At 75.7% G+C, this 21,726-nt stretch carries 19 protein-coding genes, 2 tRNA genes and 1 pseudogene; 7 read left to right on the forward strand and 15 right to left on the reverse strand.

From position 1 onward, the window contains the following. Nucleotides 1–21 precede the first annotated feature (21 nt). The 3 genes from ACFXOZ_RS35255 to ACFXOZ_RS35265 all read right to left on the reverse strand — a co-directional run bounded on the left by ACFXOZ_RS35255 (nt 22) and on the right by ACFXOZ_RS35265 (nt 1,260). Nucleotides 22–95: transfer RNA gene (locus ACFXOZ_RS35255), tRNA-Lys, on the reverse strand. A 68-nt stretch (nt 96–163) separates the two neighbouring features. Beyond that, on the reverse strand, nt 164–721 hold the full coding sequence (locus tag ACFXOZ_RS35260; RefSeq protein WP_375883338.1) for a bifunctional DNA primase/polymerase: 558 nt from the start codon (nt 719–721) through the stop codon (nt 164–166). A gap of 182 nt (nt 722–903) precedes the next feature. Further along, nucleotides 904–1,260 (reverse strand): hypothetical protein, encoded by a 357-nt coding sequence (locus ACFXOZ_RS35265; RefSeq protein WP_375883340.1) that lies wholly within the window; start codon nt 1,258–1,260, stop codon nt 904–906. A 284-nt stretch (nt 1,261–1,544) separates the two neighbouring features. Between ACFXOZ_RS35265 and ACFXOZ_RS35270 the strand changes: the two genes are divergently transcribed. Further along, nucleotides 1,545–1,853 carry a hypothetical protein gene (locus ACFXOZ_RS35270; protein WP_380594004.1) on the forward strand — a complete coding sequence of 103 codons (309 nt, stop codon included), beginning with the start codon at nt 1,545–1,547 and terminating at the stop codon, nt 1,851–1,853. A 24-nt stretch (nt 1,854–1,877) separates the two neighbouring features. Here the strand turns inward: ACFXOZ_RS35270 and ACFXOZ_RS35275 are convergent, their stop codons facing one another. From ACFXOZ_RS35275 to ACFXOZ_RS35285, 3 genes are read right to left on the reverse strand one after another with little or no spacing between them, the layout of a single operon-like run. Then, nucleotides 1,878–3,239 carry an AAA family ATPase gene (locus ACFXOZ_RS35275; protein WP_380527185.1) on the reverse strand — a complete coding sequence of 454 codons (1,362 nt, stop codon included), beginning with the start codon at nt 3,237–3,239 and terminating at the stop codon, nt 1,878–1,880. Beyond that, entirely contained in the window at nt 3,239–4,861 is a 1,623-nt protein-coding gene (locus tag ACFXOZ_RS35280) for a hypothetical protein (RefSeq protein WP_380594006.1), read from the reverse strand. Before ACFXOZ_RS35280 ends, ACFXOZ_RS35275 begins: the two co-directional genes overlap by 1 nt. Beyond that, nucleotides 4,858–6,120: a hypothetical protein gene (locus ACFXOZ_RS35285; RefSeq protein WP_380594008.1), complete on the reverse strand. Its 1,263-nt coding sequence runs from the start codon at nt 6,118–6,120 to the stop codon at nt 4,858–4,860. The genes ACFXOZ_RS35280 and ACFXOZ_RS35285 overlap by 4 nt, the downstream gene beginning before the upstream one ends. A 153-nt stretch (nt 6,121–6,273) precedes the next feature. On the opposite strand from ACFXOZ_RS35285, the gene ACFXOZ_RS35290 reads away from it, so the two are divergent. Next, entirely contained in the window at nt 6,274–6,930 is a 657-nt protein-coding gene (locus ACFXOZ_RS35290) for a histidine phosphatase family protein (RefSeq protein ID WP_375883391.1), read from the forward strand. A gap of 40 nt (nt 6,931–6,970) precedes the next feature. On the opposite strand, the gene ACFXOZ_RS35295 is transcribed toward ACFXOZ_RS35290, so the two are convergent. After that, nucleotides 6,971–8,614 carry a tetratricopeptide repeat protein gene (locus ACFXOZ_RS35295; protein WP_380594010.1) on the reverse strand — a complete coding sequence of 548 codons (1,644 nt, stop codon included), beginning with the start codon at nt 8,612–8,614 and terminating at the stop codon, nt 6,971–6,973. Between the two features lie 261 nt (nt 8,615–8,875). Between ACFXOZ_RS35295 and ACFXOZ_RS35300 the strand changes: the two genes are divergently transcribed. The 3 genes from ACFXOZ_RS35300 (at nt 8,876) to ACFXOZ_RS35310 (ending at nt 11,080) form a co-directional block, all read left to right on the forward strand. After that, nucleotides 8,876–9,391, forward strand: coding sequence for a hypothetical protein (locus ACFXOZ_RS35300; RefSeq protein ID WP_375883397.1), 516 nt, complete (start codon nt 8,876–8,878; stop codon nt 9,389–9,391). 194 nt (nt 9,392–9,585) lie between these two features. Then, nucleotides 9,586–10,491, forward strand: coding sequence for a spermidine synthase (locus ACFXOZ_RS35305; RefSeq protein ID WP_380594012.1), 906 nt, complete (start codon nt 9,586–9,588; stop codon nt 10,489–10,491). Nucleotides 10,492–10,624: 133 nt separating this feature from the next. Beyond that, nucleotides 10,625–11,080, forward strand: a complete 456-nt coding sequence (locus ACFXOZ_RS35310; protein ID WP_380594014.1) for a GNAT family N-acetyltransferase — start codon at nt 10,625–10,627, stop codon at nt 11,078–11,080. A gap of 70 nt (nt 11,081–11,150) precedes the next feature. Here ACFXOZ_RS35310 and ACFXOZ_RS35315 read toward each other — a convergent pair whose 3' ends face one another. From ACFXOZ_RS35315 to ACFXOZ_RS35335, 5 genes and pseudogenes are all read right to left on the reverse strand, one after another. Further along, nucleotides 11,151–12,095 (reverse strand): hypothetical protein, encoded by a 945-nt coding sequence (locus ACFXOZ_RS35315; RefSeq protein ID WP_380527195.1) that lies wholly within the window; start codon nt 12,093–12,095, stop codon nt 11,151–11,153. 110 nt (nt 12,096–12,205) lie between these two features. After that, nucleotides 12,206–12,652 carry a DUF4442 domain-containing protein gene (locus ACFXOZ_RS35320; protein ID WP_350504886.1) on the reverse strand — a complete coding sequence of 149 codons (447 nt, stop codon included), beginning with the start codon at nt 12,650–12,652 and terminating at the stop codon, nt 12,206–12,208. Nucleotides 12,653–12,817: 165 nt separating this feature from the next. Continuing rightward, a tRNA-His gene (locus ACFXOZ_RS35325) sits at nt 12,818–12,893 on the reverse strand. Nucleotides 12,894–13,026: 133 nt separating this feature from the next. Then, complete coding sequence (gene orn / locus ACFXOZ_RS35330) at nt 13,027–13,629, reverse strand: oligoribonuclease (protein ID WP_375883407.1); 603 nt, start codon at nt 13,627–13,629, stop codon at nt 13,027–13,029. Between the two features lie 847 nt (nt 13,630–14,476). Further along, nucleotides 14,477–15,485: pseudogene (locus ACFXOZ_RS35335) on the reverse strand (helix-turn-helix domain-containing protein); the annotation flags it as partial. A gap of 998 nt (nt 15,486–16,483) precedes the next feature. Between ACFXOZ_RS35335 and ACFXOZ_RS35340 the strand changes: the two are divergent. Then, on the forward strand, nt 16,484–17,344 hold the full coding sequence (locus tag ACFXOZ_RS35340; protein WP_380594016.1) for a GNAT family N-acetyltransferase: 861 nt from the start codon (nt 16,484–16,486) through the stop codon (nt 17,342–17,344). Nucleotides 17,345–17,358: 14 nt separating this feature from the next. Here ACFXOZ_RS35340 and ACFXOZ_RS35345 read toward each other — a convergent pair whose 3' ends face one another. Both ACFXOZ_RS35345 and ACFXOZ_RS35350 read right to left on the reverse strand, forming a co-directional pair. Further along, entirely contained in the window at nt 17,359–18,600 is a 1,242-nt protein-coding gene (locus tag ACFXOZ_RS35345) for an HAD-IA family hydrolase (protein WP_380594018.1), read from the reverse strand. Between the two features lie 434 nt (nt 18,601–19,034). After that, nucleotides 19,035–19,379, reverse strand: a complete 345-nt coding sequence (locus ACFXOZ_RS35350; RefSeq protein WP_380594020.1) for a hypothetical protein — start codon at nt 19,377–19,379, stop codon at nt 19,035–19,037. Between the two features lie 312 nt (nt 19,380–19,691). Here ACFXOZ_RS35350 and ACFXOZ_RS35355 point away from each other — a divergent pair, with 312 nt between their 5' ends. Continuing rightward, a complete protein-coding gene (locus tag ACFXOZ_RS35355) occupies nt 19,692–20,222 on the forward strand; it encodes a universal stress protein (protein WP_375883414.1) in 531 nt (176 codons plus the stop codon). A gap of 158 nt (nt 20,223–20,380) precedes the next feature. Here ACFXOZ_RS35355 and ACFXOZ_RS35360 read toward each other — a convergent pair whose 3' ends face one another. Then, nucleotides 20,381–21,571, reverse strand: coding sequence for an acyl-CoA dehydrogenase family protein (locus ACFXOZ_RS35360; RefSeq protein WP_375883416.1), 1,191 nt, complete (start codon nt 21,569–21,571; stop codon nt 20,381–20,383). Between the last annotated feature and the right edge of the window lie 155 nt (nt 21,572–21,726).

Genomic DNA, 21,726 nt, shown 5'->3' on the forward strand with positions numbered 1-21,726 from the left:
AAGGGGCCTTCCGGCTGTCTGTGCGCCGCCAGGGACTCGAACCCCGGACCCGCTGATTAAGAGTCAGCTGCTCTAACCAACTGAGCTAGCGGCGCCTGCTGACAGAGAAAACTGTAGCAGCGGCCGGCGGTCGAGCCAAAATCGAATACCGGCCGCCCTCCGTTCACCCCCGGGTCACCAGGACCGGTTCGGCCACGGCGCCGGTACCGGGCTCGCGCGCCGCCCGCACACAGGCCCACAGCACCACCGAGGCCCCGGGCAGCCAGGGCTCCCGCTCCTCCGGGGCGACGATCCAGCGGCCGGTGCCCCGGCCGGGGGAGTCCGGGCCGTGCACCATCCGCTGCAACGGCGGGACGGTCACCGCGTCGCCCTTGCCGTGGCACAGCAGCGGCGGCACGTCCCGGGCCCACTCCTCCCAGGCCAGCAGCCGGCGCAGCCGGGGCGCGGTGCCGGGCCGGACGAACAGCAGGGTGCGCCCGCGGTAGGCCGCGACCGGGCCGCAGCCGGGGCCGGAGGCCCACAGCTCGTCCAGCACCCGGCGGCCGAACAGCGACGGCATGCTGATCACGTCGAAGGCCCGCCCGCAGGGCAGCACGGAGGGTGCCCACGGGCGGGCCTCCCACAAGGCGCGCATGCTGCGCGGGTACTCGCTGGCAGAGGCCAGCCAGGCCTCCCCGGCCACGGTGACGTACTCCACCGACTGGTGCGTCCAGATGTCCACGCCCAGCAGCCTGCGCCGTGCGCGCCCCCGGCGTGGTGGAAAGCCCCGTTCGCCGGACAGGGTGACGGGCGATCGCGTACCCTCCGCCGCTGGCATATGCCAGCGGCCGGGGAGGGTCTGCGGAAGGGGCCGGGGCGGGACGCGAGGGGCGGGGTTCGAGGGGCTGGGTTCGAGGGGCTGGGTCAGTCCTCGTGGCGGCGCGGCTGGATCAGGCCTCGGCCGTACTCGATCATCTTGGCCGCGTAGTCCGGGGTCCAGTCCGCGCGCTCGGCGACCTCGGTGTCCGACAGCGCGTCGAACCGGCGCGGGTCGGCCAGCTGTGCGGCGGCGACGGCCTGGAAGTCGGTGGCCCGCTCGGCGGCGGCCCGGAAGGCCAGGGCCAGCTCGGTGGAGCGGCGCAGCAGCTCGGCGGGGTCGTCGATCGACTCCAGGTCGAAGAATCGTTCCGGCTCCGGTTCGGCAGCCTGCGGCTCGAACAGGAGCTGCGCGGGGCGCAGGCGCCTGGTGGGCTCGGGCGTCTCGGCGGGGGAGTCGGGCATGGACGGACACCTCCGGGGTCTCGGTGAGGGAGGGCGGCGGGCTGCTCCGGGCCGCGCCGCCCGGTCGTGGCCGTCGTCCATTGTCTCGCGGCGGCGGCCGGTAGCGGAACGGTGCGCGTGCAGGCGCTATTCCCGGGCGCGCGCCGGGGCGGTGACCCGGGCGCCGCGCTTCCAGGTCGCATGCGAACCGGTTGTACCGGGTACGGCGGCCGCCCGGCGGGCCGGGAAGCACCCGCCGAGCGGCGGCCGTCGAGCAGCACCGTCCACCGAACCGGGAGTACCCCATGCGCACACTGTCCACCGGCCTCCTGCTGGCCGCCGCCGTCCTCGTCCCCGCCGTCCTCGTCCCCGCCGCCCCGGCCGCCGCGGCGGAGACGGCGAAGGTCGTCACCGGGCCGCCCAGCAGCCCGGGCGGCACCTCCACGGCCACCTGCCCGAACGGCACCCACCTGACCGGCGGCGGCTACCGGCTCCAGCCCGATGCCGACGGCCCGGTGCGCGCCAGCGGGCCGACCGCCGACGCCACCGGCTGGAGCGCCCAGGCCGCGCACGGGTCCGTGGTGGCCTTCGCGGTCTGCGAGACCGAGGACTGACCGTCCACGACCGTCCACGACCGGCTACCTCAGCCGGACCCGGTGGCCGCCGAGGTGCTGGAGGACCTGGTGGTTGGCCTCCCAGCCGTCCGGGAAGGCCACCGGGACCCCGAGCTGGACCGGCTCGGTCGACGGGTGCTCGTCCAGCAGTTCGGCGATCCCGGCCCGGGCGACCACGATGCACGCGTGCCGGTGCCGGGAGGCGAGCACGCAGAGCCGGCCGGTCTCCAGGTGGAAGGCGGTCGCGTCGGGGCGCCCGGAGAGCGGGTGCAGCACCACGGTGACGTCGTACTCCCGGCCCTGCAACCGGTTCGCGGTGTCCACCGTGACGGCCGGCCCGACCGTGCCGTCCACCGGGACGCCCACCTTGAGCAGGGCCGCCCGGACCGCCGCCGCCTGGTCCCGGTGCGCCGTGCCGACGGCGATCCGGTCCGGGGTGAGCGGCGCCTCGCCCTGCTCGGAGCGGGCGGTCAGCCCGCGCTCCAGCAGTCGCCGCACGGCCGCCGCGACGGCCGCCACCGCCTGCGGGTCGGTCCGCACGGTGTGCCGGGCGGGCAGCTCCAGCAGCGCCCAGCCGTGCTCGGCCGCCCGGTCGATCACCGCGTCCAGCGCCGAGCCGTCCGGGCGGACGGCCGGGGTCAGCCCGCGGTCGTCCGGGCCGGTGCCGGAGCGGAACGGCGTGTACGGGTAGAACGCCCGGGAGATCAGCGGCGCCGCGCTGGCCGGCAGCCGCCAGGAGACCGGCAGCCGGTGCGGCTCGATCTGCGGGTTGTGCGCCAGCATCGTCACCACCGCGCTGCTGGAGGGGTCGTAGGACAGGCCCGCCCACTGCTCGGTGCCGACCACGGTGAACGGGTCCAGCTGGCCCGGGTCACCGACGAACAGCGCGCGCTCGAACAGTCGGGCCACCGCCAGCAGGGCGTCCGAGCGCATCTGGTACGCCTCGTCGACGATCGCGTGCCGCCACGGCGCCTCGGCCCGCACCCACTGCCACTTCGCGGCGGTGGAGATCACCACGTCGTGCTCGACCAGGTCGGCGACCTTGTCGGAGGGCGTGACATTGGCGTGCCGGAGCACCTCCGGGCCGGGGCGGGAGTCCGCCGCGTGCAGTCGGCCGATCGTCAAGTCCGGTGCCTTCTCGGCCAGTCGGCCGACCAGGTCGTCCACCTGGCCGTTCGTCTGGGCGACGACCATCAGCCGCTCGCCGGCCGCCACCAGCTCCCGGGCCGCCCGCACCACCAGGGTCGACTTCCCGGCACCGGGCGGGGAGTCCACCACCACGCCGCGCGGCGCGCCGACCGCGGGGTGGACGGTGGCCGCCAGGATCCGGGCCACGGCGGCGTCGGCGGCCGCCCCCGGGGACTGCGCGTCGATCGGTTCGGCCATCACTCCCACTCCTCGACGGCGACAGCGGCGGTGGCGGACGGTGCGGTGGACGGCGGGGCCGGGGCGGCGCCCGGCGGGCCGCCGTGGGTCCACGGGGTGTCGTCCGGTTCGGGCAGCGGCGCGGACTGGCGGACCGTCAGCTCGAACAGGGTGAAGGTGACCGGTTCGCCGGGCTCGGGCAGGCTGCCCGGCTCCGGCTCCTTCTTGCGGCCCATGCCGGACAGCACCCGCAGTGTGATGGTGCCCTCGGCCGGGTCGACCGCCACGATCCGCGCCTTCTGCGCCGTAGGGCCGTGCACCCGGTGCGCCTCCCGGCCGAGGTCGGCGTGCGGGCGGTCGGTGGTGCGCAGGGTGACCAGCGGGCGCGGCTTGGGGGAGCGGCCGGTGGTGTCGTAGTCCGGCACCACCTCCGTCACCACCCCGCTGAACGCCTCGCCGGACAGCCGGTGTTCGGCCATCGCCAGCGGGTCGTCCAGGGCCTCCTGGACGTCCAGCCGGGCCTGCTCGCGCTCGCGCTGGGCGAGTTTGCGGGCCGCGGTGACGGCGTCGTCCTGCCGGGGCTGCGGGGGCTCGCCGGCCGCCAGGCGGTCCCGGTGGCCGGTGTAGGACCAGCGGTCGCCGGTCCAGCGCTCCTCCAGGTGGCCGGCCGGCGGCAGGGCGCGCAGCAGGTCCAGGCCCCGCCAGACGTCCCGCCAGGTCGGGAGGAGGACGGCGGACAGCGCCCGCTCCAGCTGTTCGACCGCCGCGCGGACGGCCGCCCGGGCGCGCTCGGCGGCGGCCTCGTCGCGCTGCTCGGTGCTGTGCTGCAGCGCGTTGACGGCCGCGTCGTAGCGGGCGATCGCCGGGGCCAGCACCCCTTCGTCGAAGGCCGGGTCGGTGGCCGGACCGGCCGGCGGGTGCACGAGTTGGCCGTGCTCGTCGCGGGCGGACTCGGCCAGTTCGGCCGCCCTGGCCCCGGTCAGCCCCGGCGGCGGAGCGTGCCAGGCCAGCCGGGCCGCCAGGTGCTGGTCCTCCAGGTGGCTCTGGCCGGTGGCCCAGTGCCGGGCGAGCAGGCCGGTCATCGGCAGCAGCAGGCTGGAACCGGGCACCTGGGCGCGGTCGGTGAGGTGGGTCAGCCAGCGGCCGAGCAGCGGCACCCGCAGCGGTGCCGGGTGGGGGCCCGGGTCGGCGTCCTCGGCGGTGCGGCGGAAGCGGGTGGAGCGGCCGATCAGGGCGAGGTGGTGCACGCCCCCGCCGTTGGGCACGATCAGCTGCGGCGCGTCCGTGCACAACTCCCGGAACACCTGGGTCTTCTCGCCGCTCTCCGGGTCCTTCTCGGAGCCCTCGATCTGTTCGACGTCCGTGCCGAAGGACTCCAGGTAGGGCAGCAGGTCGGCGGCGAGCGCGGCCAGGTAGTCGAACCGGAGCGTGCGGTTGAGCGGCTGCGGCACCAGGTGCAGCCGGGGCGCGTCCCGGTTGGTGCCCAGCAGGGCGGCCAGCGGCGCGCCGGCCTCACCGGCGGCGGTCAGCGGGACGACCACCATCGGGCGCTCCGACAGGTGCCGGTGCCGGACGGTGGCCAGCGGCTCGGCCTGCCCGCTGCGGACGGCCTCCAGCCGGGCGAGGGTGGTCAGCAGGCTCATGCGGTCCCGCCCAGGGCTTCCGCGCGCAGGGCGGCGGCGTAGGCCAGGCGTGCGGCCGCCTCGTGCGCGCCGTCGCCGTCCTCGCCGTCCCCGTCCCCGTCCCCGTTCCTGTCCTCGCTGGCCTCGCCGTCCTCGCCGTTCGAGCCCCCGGCGCCGGCCGCGGCGGCCAGGGCCTCGGTGACCGTCCGGAGGTCGCCCAGCTCGCCGCGCACGCCCCGGCCGAGCTGCTCGACCCGGTCGTCGCAGCGGGCCCGGGCGCGGCAGTGGAAGCCGAGTTCGCAGGTGGAGAGGCAGTCCGGGCTGTAGGCGGCGGGCACCGCCTCGACCGAGGCGGTCAGCTGTTCGGTGCTGCGGGCCGGGGCGCCGTCCTGGTCGGCGGCCAGGTCGAAGTCGGTGCCGGGCGGCAGCGCCTCCAGCAGCCGGCCGATGCCCGTCATCCGGCTCAACTGGCGGCGGGTGGTGGCCAGCTCGCGGCGGACGTCGACGGCGACCGCGGTCGGCCGGTTGCCGAAGTCCTTCGGGCAGACCAGCAGCACGGTGGTGCGGGGGCTGCCCGGCAGCCGCTGCTCGGTGTACGGGTCGTCGGCGAGCGGCAGCCCGGCGGCCGCGGCGGCGGCGTGCTGGAGCGCCAGCACGTACACGGCGGCCTGGCGGGCGGCGGCGCCGACCTTGGCCGGGTCCGCACTGCCGTCCAGCACCGGGAAGGACTTGATCTCGACCACCGTGCACCGCCCGCCGTGCACCACCAGGGCGTCCGGTTCCAGGTAGGCGTTGCTGCCGGCGACGGCGAGCCGCAGCATCGGGTGGTCCAGCAGCGTCCAGGCGTCCGGGTCGGCGGCGGCCCGGGCCAGCGCCTCGGCCGTCCGGTCGGCGCGGACGGCCGGGCCGGAGCGGTGCAGCAGGTCCGGGACCAGCAGCGGGGTGCGGTCGTCCGCGGGGACGCCGAGGTGGGCGCGGAGCGGCTCCAGCAGGGCGGCGTGGTCGTCCGCCTTCAGCCGGGACTCGAAGACCAGGCCGCGGGCGATCGCGAACGGGGACTGCCCGAAGGGGGCGGGGCGGCCGAGCCGGGCGGCCAGCACCGACTTGTCCACTCCGGCCGCGTCCAGGACGGCGCGGCGGTGGCAGCCCGGATTGGCGGCCAGGGCGGCGAGGGAGCGGGCGTTCAGACTGCGCTGCGGGGCCGGTCCGCGCAGCTCGGCGAGCCGCAGGGCGAGCGGCTCAGCGGGCCCGCCGAGCGGGACGTTCGTCGAGACGTTCATGGTGCGGCCCAGTGTCGCATCCGGGTCCGACAACGCGGTGCGGACCGGGCGGCCGGGGCCCGCGATCGTGGCCGCCGTGCCGGTGGGGGATCATGGAGCCCGGTGCTCAAGGGTGAGACCGACCGTTGACCGCCCCGTTGCGAGGAGCCTGCCATGCCCGCCCGAATCGTGCTGGTCCGCCACGGTGAGACCGAGTGGTCGGCCACCGGCCGTCACACCGGCCGCACCGACATCCCGCTGACCGAGGAGGGCCGGGCGATGGCCCGGGCGCTCGGCGCCCGACTCGCCGAGGCCCCCTGGAACGGCCTGCCGGACGCGCTCGTCTACACCAGCCCGCTCGGCCGCGCGAAGGAGACCTGCGCGCTGGCCGGCTTCGGCGACCGCGCGGTCGACCGCCCCGAACTGCTGGAGTGGGACTACGGGCAGTACGAGGGCCGCACCGGCGCCGACATCCGGGCCACCGACCACCCCGGCTGGCTGATCTGGCGCGACGGCGTGCCCGGCGGCGAGAAGCTCTCCGACGTCGCCGCCCGGGTGGACGCCTTCCTGGCCGGACTCAACGAGGAGCACGGCGTCCCGGAGTCGGACACCACCGAGATGCACTGCGCCGACCGGGACGTCGTCCTGTTCGCGCACGGCCACCTGCTGCGCATCCTGGCCGCCCGCTGGCTGGGCCTGCCGCCCGAGTTCGCCCAGCGGTTCAAGCTCGGTACGGCGGCGCTGTGCGTGCTGTCCTGGGAGTACGGCGCCCCGGCGGTGGAGGTCTGGAACGACCTGTCCCACCTGGAGGGGCTGAACGCGGGCCACTGAGGCCGGTGGTGACGACCCGTCACGGCGGTCGTCGGTCCGCTCAGGCCGCCGCGGCCCGGTCGTAGCCGATCAGGAAGCGGCGGACCTCGGCGACCGAGGCGTGCTGCCGCAGCCGCCCCGCGGTGTCCGCCAGCATGCTGCGGATCCGGGCCGAGCGGACCTCGCCGAACAGTGCGACGGCGGCCGAGCCGTGGTGCGCCGCCCCCGTCAAGTCCCCCCGGCCCAGCCGGTCGTGGGCCAGTTCGGCGGTGTACAGCACCCGGTTGCGGACGAAGTGCGGCTCCTGGAGCGCTATGGCCAGCGCGGCCTGCTCGCTGGCCCGGTCCCAGTCCTCCAGGGCGGACCAGCACTGCGACTGCAGCCCGGCGATCTCCGCCTCGCCGAAGAAGGACATCCACTCCGGGTCGGTCTCCGACGGCCCCCGGTCGAACAGCGCGTAGGCCCGGCCGATCGCGCGTTCGCAGGCGGAACGGTCCCGCAGCACGGCCCAGGCGCCGGCCTCGCGCATGGCGAGCAGGGCGAGCAGCCGGGCGGAGTCCACCTCCCGGGCGGCGGACTGCCCGGCCTGTGCGGCGCGCAGCGCCTCGCGCGGGCGTCCGGCGTCCCGGGCGAGGAAGGCGCTGTTGCAGAAGACGTGCGCCTCCAGGGCGGAGTCCCCGGCCATCCGGGCGGTGGCGAGCGCCTCGGCGTAGAACGAGCGGGCGTCCGCCAGCCGGTTCGAGTCGTGTGCCAACCAGCCCACCGAGATGGCCAGTTCACCGGCCCCGGCCTGGAGCCGGCGCTCGGTCTCGGCGCTGTACTCGCCCTCGTTGAGCAGGACGTAGGCGGTGCGCAGGGACTGTCCGGCGAGTTCGTACAGGGCGTCCGCGCCGTGGGCGTCGTCGGCCAGTCTGATGTCCCGGACGGCCTGTTCGACGCCGAACACCTCGGCGGCGCCGACCTTGCGCAGCGGCGGCACCGGCCCGGGGCGCCCGAACACCACCGGATCGGCGCCGTGCAGTGCGGGCGCGGTGAACTCCGCACCGGGGAAGGCGGATCGGCCGGGCGCCGGGCCGAAGCCGGGGCCGGTGGCGGTGACGGCAGGGGCGACCGGGCCGGCGGCGGCCGGCCGGTCGATGCCGATCACGGTGGCCAGCGCGGTGGTGCCGCCGGCCAGGAACGTACGGCGACGCACGTCGTCGTTCTCCTCGTCGAGATAGGGCGATCCATCGGGCCCCCTGGGCACCGCGCCGGCCATCGGCCACGGGGGCCCGTCCGGAGCGGTCGGATCCGCGTACGGCGAGGCAGCGTACGGGAGTTGAGTGGAGAGTGGTGAGCGCGGGGCGGGCAGGGGCGGGAACGGTGGATGGACCGGGAGGTGGAGCGCGGCCGCCCCGGCGGACGCCCCGCCGCCGTTCGCCGAGCGGCGGCGGACGGCGGTGCGGGGGGCGAAGCCGAGGTCGGTGAGCGTGCATCCCGGCCACATGTGCCGGAACACCCGCTCGTAGGCGTAGTTGGGGCAGCGGATCTCACCGGACTCGACCCGTCCGACGTAGCGGGCGTCGCAGGACACGTGCTCGCCGATCTCGCGGGCGGCGCGGCGGACGGCCGTGGCGAACTCGCCCGGTGAGCGGTCGCCGCGCAGTGCGCGCATCACGGTGTTGGGGGACGGTCGGTTCGGCTCGGCCGGTGGGGTGGCTGCCATGGCGCCGAGAGTACTCGGAGTCACCGGTCGGACACATTCGGTTGGTGCGACATCTCCGGTCAATCCGGTGCAAAGCGGGCATTGTTGTCGGATATCCGCCATGAAATGCCATGCCTTGCTGTAATGCGCCCCGTGGCCTCCGGCGGTCCCGCGGCGTTGTCCTGATACGTGGAAGCCCAGGCCGTCCCCCCGGCCCGTCCCCGCCCCGCGGCCCCACACCCGGCGGCAGGGCTTCCGAACCGACGAGGTACAGGAGGGCCCATGATGGCCACCGGACTGCCGCAGCACCGACCCGTCGCCGGGGGCGTGCTCGCCGCCGCCGTCCCCGCCCTGCTCCCCGACCCCGCCGACGACCGGTTCCCCGGCCGGGGCCCGGTCGAGGGCGGCCGGGGCTCCTGCGGCGGACTGCGCCGGGACGCCGTCGTCCCGGCCGAGGACACCCTCCTCACCGGCTGCGACACGGTGACGGTCGCCCTGCGGCACGGCCTGGAGGCCGTCGACATCCTCAGGCTGCGCCGCGCCTGCGGGGCCGTCCTGCAGAGCCGCAACGGCAGCACCGTCTCCTTCCTCGTCCCGGCCGGCACCTGGGAGACCTGGCACCTGCCCGGCAGCTCCTGTACGGCCGGCGCCCTGGTGCCCGGCGCCACCGACCCGCGCTGGGTGATCCCGCCCACCGGAACCGGCCGCGCCACCCGCCCCACCGACGCCTGGGTGCTCCGCTCCGCCCTCTGCGAGGCCGCCTGCACGCTCACCGCGGGCGGCCTCGGCCCGTTCTAGCGGGCGTGCCGCGCGGATCAGGCCGGGCCCGTACGCCTCCGACCGGATCCCCGTGGCACGCCCCCGGACCAGGGGGCGCCCGCTCGGCGGTGACCTGCCCGGACACCTGCCTCTGTCGCTGTCCGGCGACTCCCGGCTCCTGTCGCCGTCCGGCGACTCCCGGCCCGTGTCGCCGTCCGGCGATAATGGCCTCCATGGGACGAAGCAACAGGGCCGCGCGAAGCCCCGAACCGGAGCTCGCCACCGGCGCGGACGGCCGTACCCACGCCCAGGGGCCGCTGACCCGCCAGGTCGGCTCCGGCCTGGCCGAACTGCGCCCCGACCGCGACCGCCCGCACGCCTGGACGCTGCTGGTGGACGGCGCCCCGCAGTCCCTGGTCGACCTCGCCGACCCCACCCACCTGGGCTTCGAGTACCAGCGCCGGCTCGGCCACCTGATCGACCTGGTCGCGCCGCCCGGCCGCCCGCTGACCGTCCTGCACCTGGGCGGCGGCGCGCTCACCCTGGCCCGCTACGCGGCCGCCACCCGGCCGCGCTCACGCCAGCAGGTCGCCGAGATCGACACCGCGCTCACCGAACTCGTCCGCGCCGAACTCCCCCTGGAGCGCGGCTGGCAGATCAAGGTCCGTGGCGGGGACGCCCGCGACGTGCTGGAACGCACCCCCGAGGGCAGCGTCGACCTGGTCATCACCGATGTCTTCTCCGGCGCCCGCACCCCGGCCCACTGCACCACCGTCGAGTTCACCACCCTCGCGGCCCGTGCCCTCGCCCCCGGCGGCTGGTACGCCGCCAACATCGCCGACGGCGGCGCGCTGCCCTTCGCCCGCTCCCAGGTCGCGACCCTCGGCGCGGTCTTCCCCGAGCTGGCCCTGACCGCCGACCCGGCCGTGCTGCGCGGCAAGCGCTTCGGGAACCTCATCCTGGCCGCCGCCCACACCCCGCTCCCGATCGCCGACCTGACCCGCCGGGTCGCCTCCGACGCCTCCCTCGGCCGGGTCGAACACGGCCGCGCCCTGGCCGACTTCACGGCCGGCGCCACCCCTGCCACGGACGCCACCGCTGCGCCCTCCCCGGCGCCGCCGCCGGGCGTCTTCCGCTGACGGTGCCGGTGCCGGTGTCCTCCGGTGCCGGTGTCCTCCGGTGCCGTCCGTCGTGCGGTAAATCCGTTGGTGTGCGGTCCGGTTGCGGCGCACACTGGCCGCAGCCGGACCGCTGTCGACGCGAGGGGGCCGCATGCGCATCCGATCCGCCCGCCCGGACGAGGCGGAGCTGCTCACCGCCATCGCCCTGCGGGCCAAGGCGTACTGGGGTTACGACGAGGCCTTCATGGCCGCCTGCCGGGAGGAGTTGACCCTGGACGCGGCCGCCGTCGAACGGGCGTCGACGCTGGTGGCCGAGGAGGGCGGCCGGGTGCTGGGGTTCGCCGCGTTGAACGGCGCCCCGCCGTCCGGCGAGCTGGACCTGCTCTACGTGGAGCCGGACCGGATCGGCCGCGGCGTCGGCCGGGCCCTGTTCGAGGAGGTCCGCGACCGGGCCCGGGCCCTCGGCCTGCGCCGCTTCACCGTCGACGCCGACCCGAACGCCGAGCCCTTCTACCTGGCGATGGGCGCCGTCCGGATCGGCAGTACGCCGTCCGGCTCGATACCCGGGCGTGAACTCCCGCTGCTGGCGGTGGAGCTGGGGCCCTGAGCCCTGACTCTTGACCCCTGACCTCTGGGCCCTGACCTCTGAACCCTGAGCCCGCGCGGCCGGGGGCGGCTCAGTGCCCGCGCGGCAGGCCGCGGTGCTTGAACATCGCCGCGCCGGTGAGCAGCAGTCCGGCGGCGATGGGGGCCAGTACGGCGGTCGCGGTGGCGGTGCCGTCCTCCGCGGCGGTCACGGTCGCGGTGTCGGCGAGGGCGAGGGCCTCGGGCGTCCCGGTGCCCGCGGGGGCGGTCGGGGTCGCGGCGGGGGTCGCCGTACCGGCCGTTCCTGCGGGTGCCGTCGAGCCCGGCCCCTCGTGCGCCGCGGCTTCCCGGACGAGGGGTGTCCCCACCGCCCCGGCCGTTCCGGGCCGGTCCGGCGCGTTCGGGTCGTCGGCGCCGGTGGTGCGGCCGGACCGGGGGCGGGGGGCGACCGGCAGTGCGGCCGGTTCGCCCTCGCGGGAGGCGCGGGTCCCGGTGGGGCGGTCCTGGGCGGGGACACCGCCGAGCAGACCGGAGGCGAGGGCGAAGGCGTCGGGGACGGCAGTGCCCTGGCCGGGCAGCGGCAGCCCGCCGGCCCGGATGCGCTCCTGGAGGACACCGTCGACCACCCCCGCGGCCCCGTCGGTCGGGCTGCCCGCCGGCTCGCCGCCGGTCCGGGCGCCGCCGGTCCGTTCACCGTCGGCCGGTTCGCCGCCGCTCGGTTCGCCGACCGGACCGGGGGAGCGGCCGGGGTCCGCGCCGCCGTGCTGCCCCGGCCCGACCGGGCGGACGGCTGACGGCCCGTCGAGCGCGGGCCCGCCGTGCGCGGCCCGGCGGACGGCCGGCCGGGGCTGCTCCGAGGGGGGTCCGGCGGTGGCCGCGTACGCGCCGGGGGCGCCGACGCCCCAGAGCTGGGCGAGCAGGGCCCCGCCGGCGGCGACGGTGCGCGGGCGGGGCAACCACCGGGCGGCCGCTCGCCGTGCTCCGGCGACGCCGCGGGCGGCGGGTTCCTGGGGCTCGGTCGCGTGATTGGCTCGCACGTGAGTTGAGAACGAGCGGGCGGGCGGTGAGGTCACGGCCGCCGTCACGGACAGTCATCGCGCAGGTGGCCCCGGGGCGCTGTCCCCCGGGGCCACCGGCCGCGCGGCGGTCAGGAGTTGGGACGCAGGGTCCAGGTGACCGTCATCACACCGGTGACGGCGCCGTCGGCGCGGGTGATCTCGACGGTGACCGGGAACTCGGGGCGGCCGCCGGCGTCCAGCTCGGCGACCACCTCGGCGGCCGGGCGGCCGAGCACGGCGGTGGCGGTGACCTCGCCCATCGCCAGCTTCTTGTAGGCGATCTCGGCGTTCACGGCGAGCGGCACGGCCCGGGAGAGCTGGTCCCCGAAGGCGGCCAGCACGATGCAGCCGCTGGCGGACTCGGCGAGGGTGAACATCGCGCCGGCGTGCGGGCCGCCGACGTGGTTGTGGTACGCGGGCTGGTCGGGCAGCCGGAGCACGGCGCGGTCCGGGGTGGTCTCCAGGTACTCGAGCTTGAGGGTGTGCGCCATCGGCACGGTGGCGTCGAGCATCTGGCCGATCGAAGGAGTGGTCATGGCGACGATGTTACTAGCCGGTAGCTTGTTGCGGCAGGGGCGGACCGGAAAACCCGGACCGCCGGGCACAACTGAACCCACGCCCGATCGGAGAACGCGAGACGATGCGAGAACGCGAAAACGCCCGAGGGGCCGATCTCTTGAAGAGATCGGCCCCTCGGGCTCTGGGGTGAGTAACGGGACTCGAACCCGCGGCCACCTGGACCACAACCAGGTGCTCTACCAACTGAGCTATACCCACCATCTGTCCGGTCCGTTCCCGCTTCCGCGTTCCCGTTCCGACAGGAAGAACTGTACAGGATCCGAGAGGGTGCTCGCGCCGGGGTTCCGTCCCGGCCGACGGCGGCACCCCCTCCGACCCCGCGACGACCCGGTCAGTCGGTCGCGGCCCGGTACTTCTCCGCGATCCCGCGCGCCGTCTCGGCGTCCGGGCCGGGCTGCGGCACGAACACCGCCTCGCGGTAGTAGCGCAGTTCGTCGATGCTCTCCCGGATGTCCGCGAGCGCCCGGTGGTTCCCGCCCTTCGGCGGGCTGTTGTAGTACGCCTTCGGGTACCAGCGGCGGGCCAGCTCCTTGATCGAGGAGACGTCCACGATCCGGTAGTGCAGGTGCTTCTCCAGGGCCGGCATGTCCCGGGCCAGGAAGCCGCGGTCGGTGGCCACCGAGTTGCCGCACAGCGGCGTCTTCCCGGCCTCCGGCACGTGCTCGCGCACGTACGCCAGGACCCGCTCCTCGGCCTCGGCCAGGGTCACGCCCTGCTCCAGCTCCTCCAGCAGGCCGGAGGAGGTGTGCATCGCGCGCACCACCTCCGGCATGTTCGCCAGGGCCTCCGCCGGGGGGCGGATGATGACGTCCACGCCCTCGCCGAGGATGTTCAGCTCGGAGTCCGTCACCAGCACCGCGACCTCGACCAGGGCGTCCCGGTCGAGGTCGAGGCCGGTCATTTCACAGTCGATCCATACCAAACGGTCATTCACGCAACTCACCCTACGGCGCGATCACGCGCCGCGGGGACCGGAGGAGCCGACCGGGGTGCCGGAGCGCAGCCGTCGGCCTGGTGTTCCTCCGCCCCGTCGTGCGTGCCGGGGCCGTCCGGGCGCTCGCCCTCCCGGCCGGTGCGGACCGGGTGGCCCTCCCGCCCGGGGCGTGCCTCGCGCGCCGCCCGTGCCCCGTCCGCCGCGGTCACCCGGGCGCCCGGTGCGCGGACCTGGGGAGCCCGCGCCTGCCGGCCCCGGAGCTCACCCGCCCCGGTCGTCGGCTGACCGGCGGCACCCGTCGGAACCCGGCCGCCCGGGGCACCGTGCGCCCGTCCGGCCGCGCCCGGCTCGTCACCGGGGCGCCCGTCCGCGCTGCGGTGCCCCTGGCCCTGACCGCGCGCCCCCGGCTGGGGGTGGCCGTCCTCGGCCGCCGCGTGCTCGGCGGTGCGCGGCGGACGCCCCGCACCCGGACCGGCCTGCGGCGGCACCAGCGGCGACCGCACCGGACCGCGCGCCGCACCCTGCTGCCCGGGGTGCGGCTGCTGCGCGGCCTGCTGGTGCGGGTACGGCTGGCCCGCCCGGCCGTGGAAGCCCTGGGCGGCCGGCGTCCCGGCCTGCCCCGGACCGTACGGACCGGCCTGTCCGTGCGGCACCTGCTGTCCGTGACCGACCGGCTGCCCGTGCTGGCCCGGCTGGCCGGCCTGCCCCTGGGCGCCCGGACCGGCCGGGTACGGGTGGCCCTGCGGCCCGCCGTGCCCCGCGCCGCCGAACAGCCCGCCGCCCGCCGCGGCCGCCGCGTGCGACAGGGCGCCGGGCAGCCGGATGTCGGCCGCCGGGGTCGGCGTCTGCTGCCCGGGGCGGCGCGCCCGGTAGCTGGTCCGGTACGCGGCCGGGGAGACCCCGAGCTGACGGCGGAAGTGCCCGCGCAGCGCGACCGGCGACCGGAACCCGCACCGGCGCGCCACGTCGTCCACCGACAGCTCCGACGTCTCCAGCAGCCGCTGTGCCTGGAGCACCCGCTGGGTGATCAGCCACTGCAGTGGCGCACTGCCGGTGAGCGTGCGGAAACGGCGGTCGAAGGTGCGCCGGCTCATGTAGGCACGGGCCGCCAGCACCTCGACGTCGAACTGCTGGTTGAGGTTCTCCAGCGCCCAGGTGACGACCTCGGCCAACGGGTCGTTGCCGATCTCCTCCGGTAAAGACTGATCGATGTACTGGGCCTGTCCTCCGCCGCTGCGGCGACTGGGCACCACCAGGCGGCGGGCCAGCGCGTTGGCGGCCTCGGCGCCGTGGTCGCTGCGCACCACGTGCAGGCACAGGTCGATGCCGGCGGCGGTGCCGGCCGAGGTCAGCACGTCGCCGTCGTCCACGAACAGCTCCCGCGGGTCCACGTGCACCCGCGGGTACCGCTTGGCCAGGGTCGGCGCGTACATCCAGTGGGTGGTCGCCGGGCGGCCGTCCAGCAGGCCGGCTGCGGCGAGCACGAACGCACCGGTGCAGAGGCCGATGATCCGCGCGCCCTCGTGGTGGGCCTTGCGCAGGGCGGTGATCGCCTCGACCGGGGGCGGCTGGGAGATCGAGCGCCAGGCCGGTACGACGATCGTGCCGGCCCGGGCGAGCGCCTCCAGCCCGTACGGAGCGGAGAGGGTCAGGCCGCCCGTGGTGGCCAGCGGTCCCTCCTCCCCGGCGCAGACCAGCAGTCGGTAGCGGGGCACCCCGGCGTCCTGGCGGTCCACGCCGAAGACGGAGAGCGGGATCGAGCTCTCGAAGATCGGTGCGCCGCCGAAGATCAGCACCGCGACGGTCTCCCGGCGGCGCCGGCCGGACAGCTTGCGCGGGGAACCGATGGTCGCCAGCGCGCCCGCGGAGCCGTTGCCGCCCGGGGCGCCGTGGCCCAGCGGGCCGTGGCCGGGGGCGGTGCCCAGGGCCAGGCCGCCGCCGCCGAGCGGGCCGGCGCCGGAACCGTTCAGCCCCGGGGCCGCGCCGGTGGCGGGGTAGGCCGGGTGGCCGGGGTAGCCCGGGTAGTCGCCGTAGGGCTGCGCGGGGCCGCCGTGGGGCTGGCCCGCGCCGTGCGCCGCGCCGTGGCCGGGTCCGTGCGCCGCGCCGTGGCCCGGGTTGACGGGGCCTCGGCTGACGGGCTGTCCGGCGGGGTTCGGGTAGCCACCCGGGTACCCACCCTGGTACCCGCCCGGGGCCGGCTGCGCGCCGTACGGGGCGGGGCCGCCGTGCTCGACCGGGGAGTGGCCGGGGGCTGCGGACGGCACGGCGGGATAGGGGGAGTGCGAGGCGTGGCCCGAGGGGCTCGGGATGCCGGAGGCGCGGGTGGTGGCGGCGATCGCGGAGGTGCCGGTGCTTCTCACGGGCCGACTCGCGGTGCCGGTCGGCGCCTGGCCGCTGTCAGGACCCGCGTCGCTCCTGCTCACCCTGCTCAAGGCGCTCAAGCCCCCTCGGTGGTGTGGTGTGGGTGGTGCGGCACTGCTGGCCAAGATCGAAATCTATCGGGTGGACCGTTGCCGTTGTGACAAGTTCACCATCCGACGCTATGTCGACATGGCAATTTGGCGTGATGCATTCGATCACGAAGCGTGGCACCCGTCGACCCTTCTGGGAAGAGGGCCGGTACAACGGTGGCTGGTTGTCGCAGGACGGTTCCTGGGGTGTCCGGCTTCCGGGCGCCCGGTCGGCGGGTCTGGGCTGCGGATTTGCCCAAGGCGGAGCACGTGGCGCGAAATTGACCGAAAATCGGCGGTGCACGGGAGGGCGCACGGGCACCGGCCGTGCGCCTCCCAGGCTTCATCCGGCCAGTGCCAGGACGGGCGGACCGTTACCCCCGCGGCCCGGCTACGTTCCTGCCGTGAACACCGACCGCCGGCTCGAACAGGCCAACGACAACGCCGCCGCCTTCTGGCTCGCCCAAGCCCGTGCGCACGGCTGGCACTCCCGCGTCAGACCGGGCCTCACGGCCGTCCGCTGCGCCCGCACCCCGGACGACTCCCAGCGCTTCGTGGTCACCCGCCCCTACGCCGAACCAGCCGTGTTGGAAAGGCAGTTGGCCGAGCTCCAGGCCGAGTGGGGCACCATCCGCTTCACCCTGGAGGACCCGTACGGCGGGCTCGACCTGACCCACCTCGGAGCCGTCCTGATGCCGCTCATGCCGGTGATGGCCCGGGAGCCCGGACCGGTCGACGGTGTGACCGCCGCCGGCTCGGTGGCCGACGGCCCGGCGGTCGACGGCGCGGAGGTCGACGGCCCGGACGCCGGGCTGCCCTTCGTCTCGACGGCGCACGACGGCGCCCTCCTGACGGTTGATGAGGCATCGGACGGCGACGCCCTCGCGCTGGTGGAACGCATCGTCGTGGACGGTTTCCCGCTGCCCGCCCGACAGCCCTGGACCCGCGGCGAAGCCCTCCCGGGGCGGCTGCTCGCCGAACCCGGTTGCCGGGCCTGGCTCGGCCGCGTCGACGGAGTACCGGCCGGGGCCTGCCTCACCTACGACGACGGCACCGCCACCGGGGTGTACTGGGTGGCCACCCTGCCCGACCAGCGCGGAAAGGGCGTGGCCCGGGCCGTGCTGGAGGCCGCGCTGACCCATGCCCACCCGGACCGCCCGGCCACCCTGGTCGCCACCTCGGTCGGTGAACCGCTCTACCGCAAGCTCGGGTTCACCGGACAGGGCCCTACCTGGTGGTGGACCAGGACCTCACCGAGAGGCTGACCTGCGGGCCCGCGCTACCCGGCGACCGCCGCGGCGACCACGGCGACGACCTCTGCGACGGCGGGCGCCACGGCGAACACCGTACGGGCAGGCCCCGTCCCACCCGTCCCGTCCGCATCTCCTGCCCCACTCGCACTGCCCGTACCACCCGTTCCACCAGCACCTTCGGCTCCACCCGCCCCACCAGCCGCGCTGCGGAAGGGGGTTGACCGCCCCGGCGCGAACGACCGGTCGCGGTTCGCGCCCGGCTCCGCCCCACCGCCCGTCCGCAGGTCCCCGGCCGCCCCGGCGTCCGACCCCCGGCGCGCTCCCGGGCGTTGGAGGCCGTCGGCGATCGCGGCAAACCCGCCTGATCGGTTTCGGACACCGGACCCGGCCCCGGCAACCGGGGCGACGGCCGTCCCGACGCTCACGGGAACGGGCGCACTCGGACCCTCCAGGGCGGTCGCCGTTGCACGTGCGCCGGTCCGTGCGCCGAGTTGCGCCGTCGCACGGGCGGGCACGGTGGCCGCCTGCTGCCGCCCGGACCCACCCGCGCGCACCCCTGGCCGGGCGCCCGTGCGCGTGGAGGGCGCGTTGCGTGCGGAGGGTGCGTTGCGCGCGGACAGCACCAGGCCGACGGCCTCCGGGATCCCGGCCGCTTTCAGCGTGGGCCGGTAGCCGTTCTCCGCCCACGGCCGGCCGTGGTGCAGCCAGACGCTGCGCAGCCCGGCCAGTTCGGCACCGGCGATGTCGGCGGGCGCGTGGTCCCCGACCATCCAGGTGTGCGCCGTCCAGTCCCCGGCCGGTCGGATGCCGCACCGCCGGGCGGCTATCTCGAAGATCAGCGGGTCCGGTTTGACGCAGTCGGCCTCCTCCGAGATCACCCAGCCGTCGACCAGCGGCCCCAGCCCGGTCCGCCGGATCTTCTCCAACTGCGGCCGGGTGCCGCCGTTGGAGACGATGCCGAGGGTCCACCCGGCCGCCCGCGCGGTCCGCAGCGCCTCCACCGTCCGGGGCGGGCAGTGGATGTGCGAGTTGATGCCGCGTCGGAAGTGCGCGAGCAGGAACTCGAGCGAGGCGTCCAGGCCGTAGCGGCGCCGGACCGCGGACAGTACGGTGCTGCGCGGCACGTAGCCGCCCCCGTCGAGGGTGACGAACCAGTCGAGGTCCCCGGGCGGCAGGTGGTGTTCGGACAGGAAGTCCCGCGCCCAGGCCCGGAAGGCGGCGTCCCGGGGGAGCAGCGTGTTGTCGAGGTCGAACAGGAGCAGCGGCATGCCGAGCATGGTGCCAGCGGCCCGGCCCATGCACCTGGCAAATGCCAGACGACGTCGCGAAGCCGTACGAAGTGGCTGAAAGGACCCGGACGCCGGATGGACGGGGCGGGCCCGGGCGGGCCGGTGAGCAGGCCGGGATCCGTGGGACGTAACGGTTGGCGACATTCCGCAACGGATCGTCGCCAATCCATGACAGTCCGGTCACGGTGTCCGGCGGGCCTGTTGCGCCACTGGGCCCGCTCAGTCAAGCTCCTTAGAACCTCCGTTCTGGAGGGGGCGCGATCGCCTGCGGGCAGGGCGCACTGCCACGGCGGGCGCATCCTCCTTTCGCGGGAACAACGCCGCTCCGGGGCTTCGCCGCTGGGCCGGGCCCCGTGCTCGTCGTACTCTGAAAGGAACAGGTCACATACGGTGCTGCGCGTCGCCGACCGACGTCATCCCGTGGGCGGGCCTGCTGCCCGGGCAGCGTTGTCCTCCTCTCCTGTCGGCCCCTCTCCCTTGAAGAGCCGTGAGCCATGGCTGGTTTTGAGCCTTCCCGACCGGTCGAACCGGACGCGCCCCACAGTGCGGGCGCAGGGCCCCGGGGAGACGGCGCCCGCACCCACCTCGACCCGTCCGGCGGGCAGCTCGACGAGCGCCCGGACGACCGCGCCGGCGTGCGTGACGACGCGCGTGACGAGCGTGTCGAGCCATGTGTCGCCGAGCTCGACGACCGACGCATCGGCGAACAGCGCGGCGAGCGGCGCGGCGAACTGCCCGGTGGGCAGCCCGAACAGCATGCGGACGGCAGTGCCGCTACCGGCCGCGATCCTGGCGCCGACCTCGACCTCGACCCCGACCCCGGTGCCGGCACCGGTGCCGAGGTCGGCGGCCGTGCCGACGGTTCGGCCTACCCCGACGGCCCGCCGGACGGCGGACGGGCAGGCGCCGTCGGGACGCCGCGGCCCGCAGCCGCGAGCCCTGGGCGGGCCGAACCCCACGCCTTGGTGCGCGCCCTGCGCGGCCTCCGGCGCGGCGGCCTCTCCAGGCGTGACCGCCCCGGGCCGCGCCAGCGCCGTGACGGGCGTCCGGCCGGGCCCGCGGAGCCCCCGGTGACGGGCCGCCCCGGCCCCGGCGCCGAACGTCCGGACACCGCCTCCGGTCCGCTCGGCGGGCACACCGAGCCGTCGGCGACGGACGCGCCCGGGCGCTCCCTCGATCCGGTGTTCCAGCACGGCGTCGTGGTGGGCTTCGACGGCTCGCTGTCGAGCGAGCGCGCCCTCGCCTACGCCGTCGGCATGGCCCGCCGGTCGCAGTGCGGCCTGGTGATCGTGCACGTCGCCAACCGCCTGCCCGCCACGGTCTGGGCGGGCTGTGAGCCTCCCGTCTTCGTCGATCTCCCGGACCACCGCACGGAGGTCCTCGGCCTGGAACTCGCCTGCGCGGACTTCCTCGCGGGGGTGCCGTGGGTCCTGATCGAGCGGGGCGGCGATATCTGCCACGAGATCGAGGAGGTCGGCCGCGAGTACGCCGCCGACGCGATCGTCGTCGGCACGACGCACGGCCTGCTCGGCAAGATCTTCGGCTCGGTCTCCGGGCGGCTGGCGCGGCGGGCCAACCGCCCGGTGATCGTGATCCCTTGAGGAGTGCCCGCTGCCGCGGAGTCCCCGCGGCGGCGGTACCCGCCGACGCGGTCACTCCTCAACAGCCCTTGTGGAGCGGTGGGTTGGCCCGGTGGGCCCGGCTCCCGGGGTGACCACCGGAAGCCGGCCGTCAGGAGTCGACGGTCAGCTGCCGATCGTCACGACGTGACGCCGAGCTGCCGGGCGATGAGCATGCGCTGGACTTCGGACGTGCCCTCCCCGATCTCGAGAATCTTGCAGTCGCGCCAGAAGCGGGCGACCGGGAACTCGTTCATGAAGCCGTACCCGCCGTGGATCTGGGTCGCCTCGCGGGCGTTGTCGACGGCGGCCTCGGACGAGTACAGCTTCGCGATCGCGGCCTCCTTCTTGAACGGTTCACCGTGCAGCAGCCGGGAAGCGGCGTCCCGCCAGGCCAGGCGGGAGGTGTGGGCGCGCAGCTCCATGTCGGCCAGCTTGAACTGGATGGCCTGGTTGGCACCGATCGGGCGGCCGAAGGCCCGGCGGGTGCCGGCGTACTTGACGGACTCGTCGACGCAGCCCTGGGCCAGGCCGGTGGCCAGGGCCGCGATCGCGATGCGGCCCTCGTCGAGGATCCGCAGGAACTGGGCGTAGCCTCGGCCACGCTCGCCCAGCAGGTTGGCCGCGGGGACGCGGCAGTCGGTGAAGGACAGTTCGCGGGTGTCGGATGCGTTCCACCCGACCTTCGAGTACTTCTTCGAGACCTGGAACCCCGGGGTCCCGGTGGGCACGATGATGGACGAGATCTCCCGCACGGGCGAGCGCAATTCGCCTTCTTCACTCGAACGAGCGATCGGTTCGGTGAGCGCGGTGACGGTGACCAGTCCGGTGATGTCGGTGCCGGAGTTGGTGATGAAGCACTTGGTCCCGTTGATGACCCACTCGTCGGTGGCCTCGTCGTAGCGGGCGGTGGTGCGGGTGGCCCCGGCGTCCGAGCCGCCCTCCGGTTCGGTGAGGCCGAAGGCGCCGAGGAGTTCGCCGGAGGTCAGCCGGGGCAGCCACTCGCGCTTCTGCTCCTCGGTGCCGAAGCGGTGGATCGGCATCGCGCCGAGCGAGACGGCGGCCTCCAGGGTGATCGCCACCGAGGAGTCCACGCGGGCGAGTTCCTCCAGGACGAGGCCGAGGGCGAAGTAGTCGCCGCCCATGCCGCCGTACTCCTCCGGGAAGGGCAGGCCGAACAGGCCCATCCGCCCCATCTCGCGGACGATCTCGTAGGGGAACTCCTCCCGCTCGTAGAACCCGCCGATCTTCGGCGCCACCACGTCCTGGGCGAACTCCGCGACGGTGCGCCGCAGTTCCTCGTACTCGCTGCTGAGCCGGTGGTCGAGCATCTGATCCTCCTGGTGCCCGGCCGGGGTGGCCGCGGGCATGTGCGGGACGGCCGGCGTCCGTCTGACGGTGTGACGGTCGCACGGTGTGGTTGACGGATGAGAGCGGTGCGGTGGCGCCGGCCGGACCGTTCGGGCGGCCGGCGCCGGGAAGTCGG

The organism is Kitasatospora sp. NPDC059160, from assembly GCF_042755465.1.
Taxonomy (GTDB): Bacteria; Actinomycetota; Actinomycetes; order Streptomycetales; family Streptomycetaceae; genus Kitasatospora.

Excerpts from the sequence above, each read along its gene's own strand:
- ACFXOZ_RS35265 (WP_375883340.1), bottom strand. The coding sequence starts at position 1,260 with ATGCCCGACTCCCCCGCCGAGACGCCCGAGCCCACCAGGCGCCTGCGC.
- ACFXOZ_RS35270 (WP_380594004.1), top strand. The coding sequence starts at position 1,545 with ATGCGCACACTGTCCACCGGCCTCCTGCTGGCCGCCGCCGTCCTCGTC.
- ACFXOZ_RS35275 (WP_380527185.1), bottom strand. The coding sequence starts at position 3,239 with ATGGCCGAACCGATCGACGCGCAGTCCCCGGGGGCGGCCGCCGACGCC.
- ACFXOZ_RS35280 (WP_380594006.1), bottom strand. The coding sequence starts at position 4,861 with ATGAGCCTGCTGACCACCCTCGCCCGGCTGGAGGCCGTCCGCAGCGGG.
- ACFXOZ_RS35285 (WP_380594008.1), bottom strand. The coding sequence starts at position 6,120 with ATGAACGTCTCGACGAACGTCCCGCTCGGCGGGCCCGCTGAGCCGCTC.
- ACFXOZ_RS35290 (WP_375883391.1), top strand. The coding sequence starts at position 6,274 with ATGCCCGCCCGAATCGTGCTGGTCCGCCACGGTGAGACCGAGTGGTCG.
- ACFXOZ_RS35295 (WP_380594010.1), bottom strand. The coding sequence starts at position 8,614 with ATGGCAGCCACCCCACCGGCCGAGCCGAACCGACCGTCCCCCAACACC.
- ACFXOZ_RS35300 (WP_375883397.1), top strand. The coding sequence starts at position 8,876 with ATGATGGCCACCGGACTGCCGCAGCACCGACCCGTCGCCGGGGGCGTG.
- ACFXOZ_RS35305 (WP_380594012.1), top strand. The coding sequence starts at position 9,586 with ATGGGACGAAGCAACAGGGCCGCGCGAAGCCCCGAACCGGAGCTCGCC.
- ACFXOZ_RS35310 (WP_380594014.1), top strand. The coding sequence starts at position 10,625 with ATGCGCATCCGATCCGCCCGCCCGGACGAGGCGGAGCTGCTCACCGCC.
- ACFXOZ_RS35320 (WP_350504886.1), bottom strand. The coding sequence starts at position 12,652 with ATGACCACTCCTTCGATCGGCCAGATGCTCGACGCCACCGTGCCGATG.
- ACFXOZ_RS35345 (WP_380594018.1), bottom strand. The coding sequence starts at position 18,600 with ATGCCGCTGCTCCTGTTCGACCTCGACAACACGCTGCTCCCCCGGGAC.
- ACFXOZ_RS35350 (WP_380594020.1), bottom strand. The coding sequence starts at position 19,379 with ATGCTGTTCGGGCTGCCCACCGGGCAGTTCGCCGCGCCGCTCGCCGCG.
- ACFXOZ_RS35360 (WP_375883416.1), bottom strand. The coding sequence starts at position 21,571 with ATGCTCGACCACCGGCTCAGCAGCGAGTACGAGGAACTGCGGCGCACC.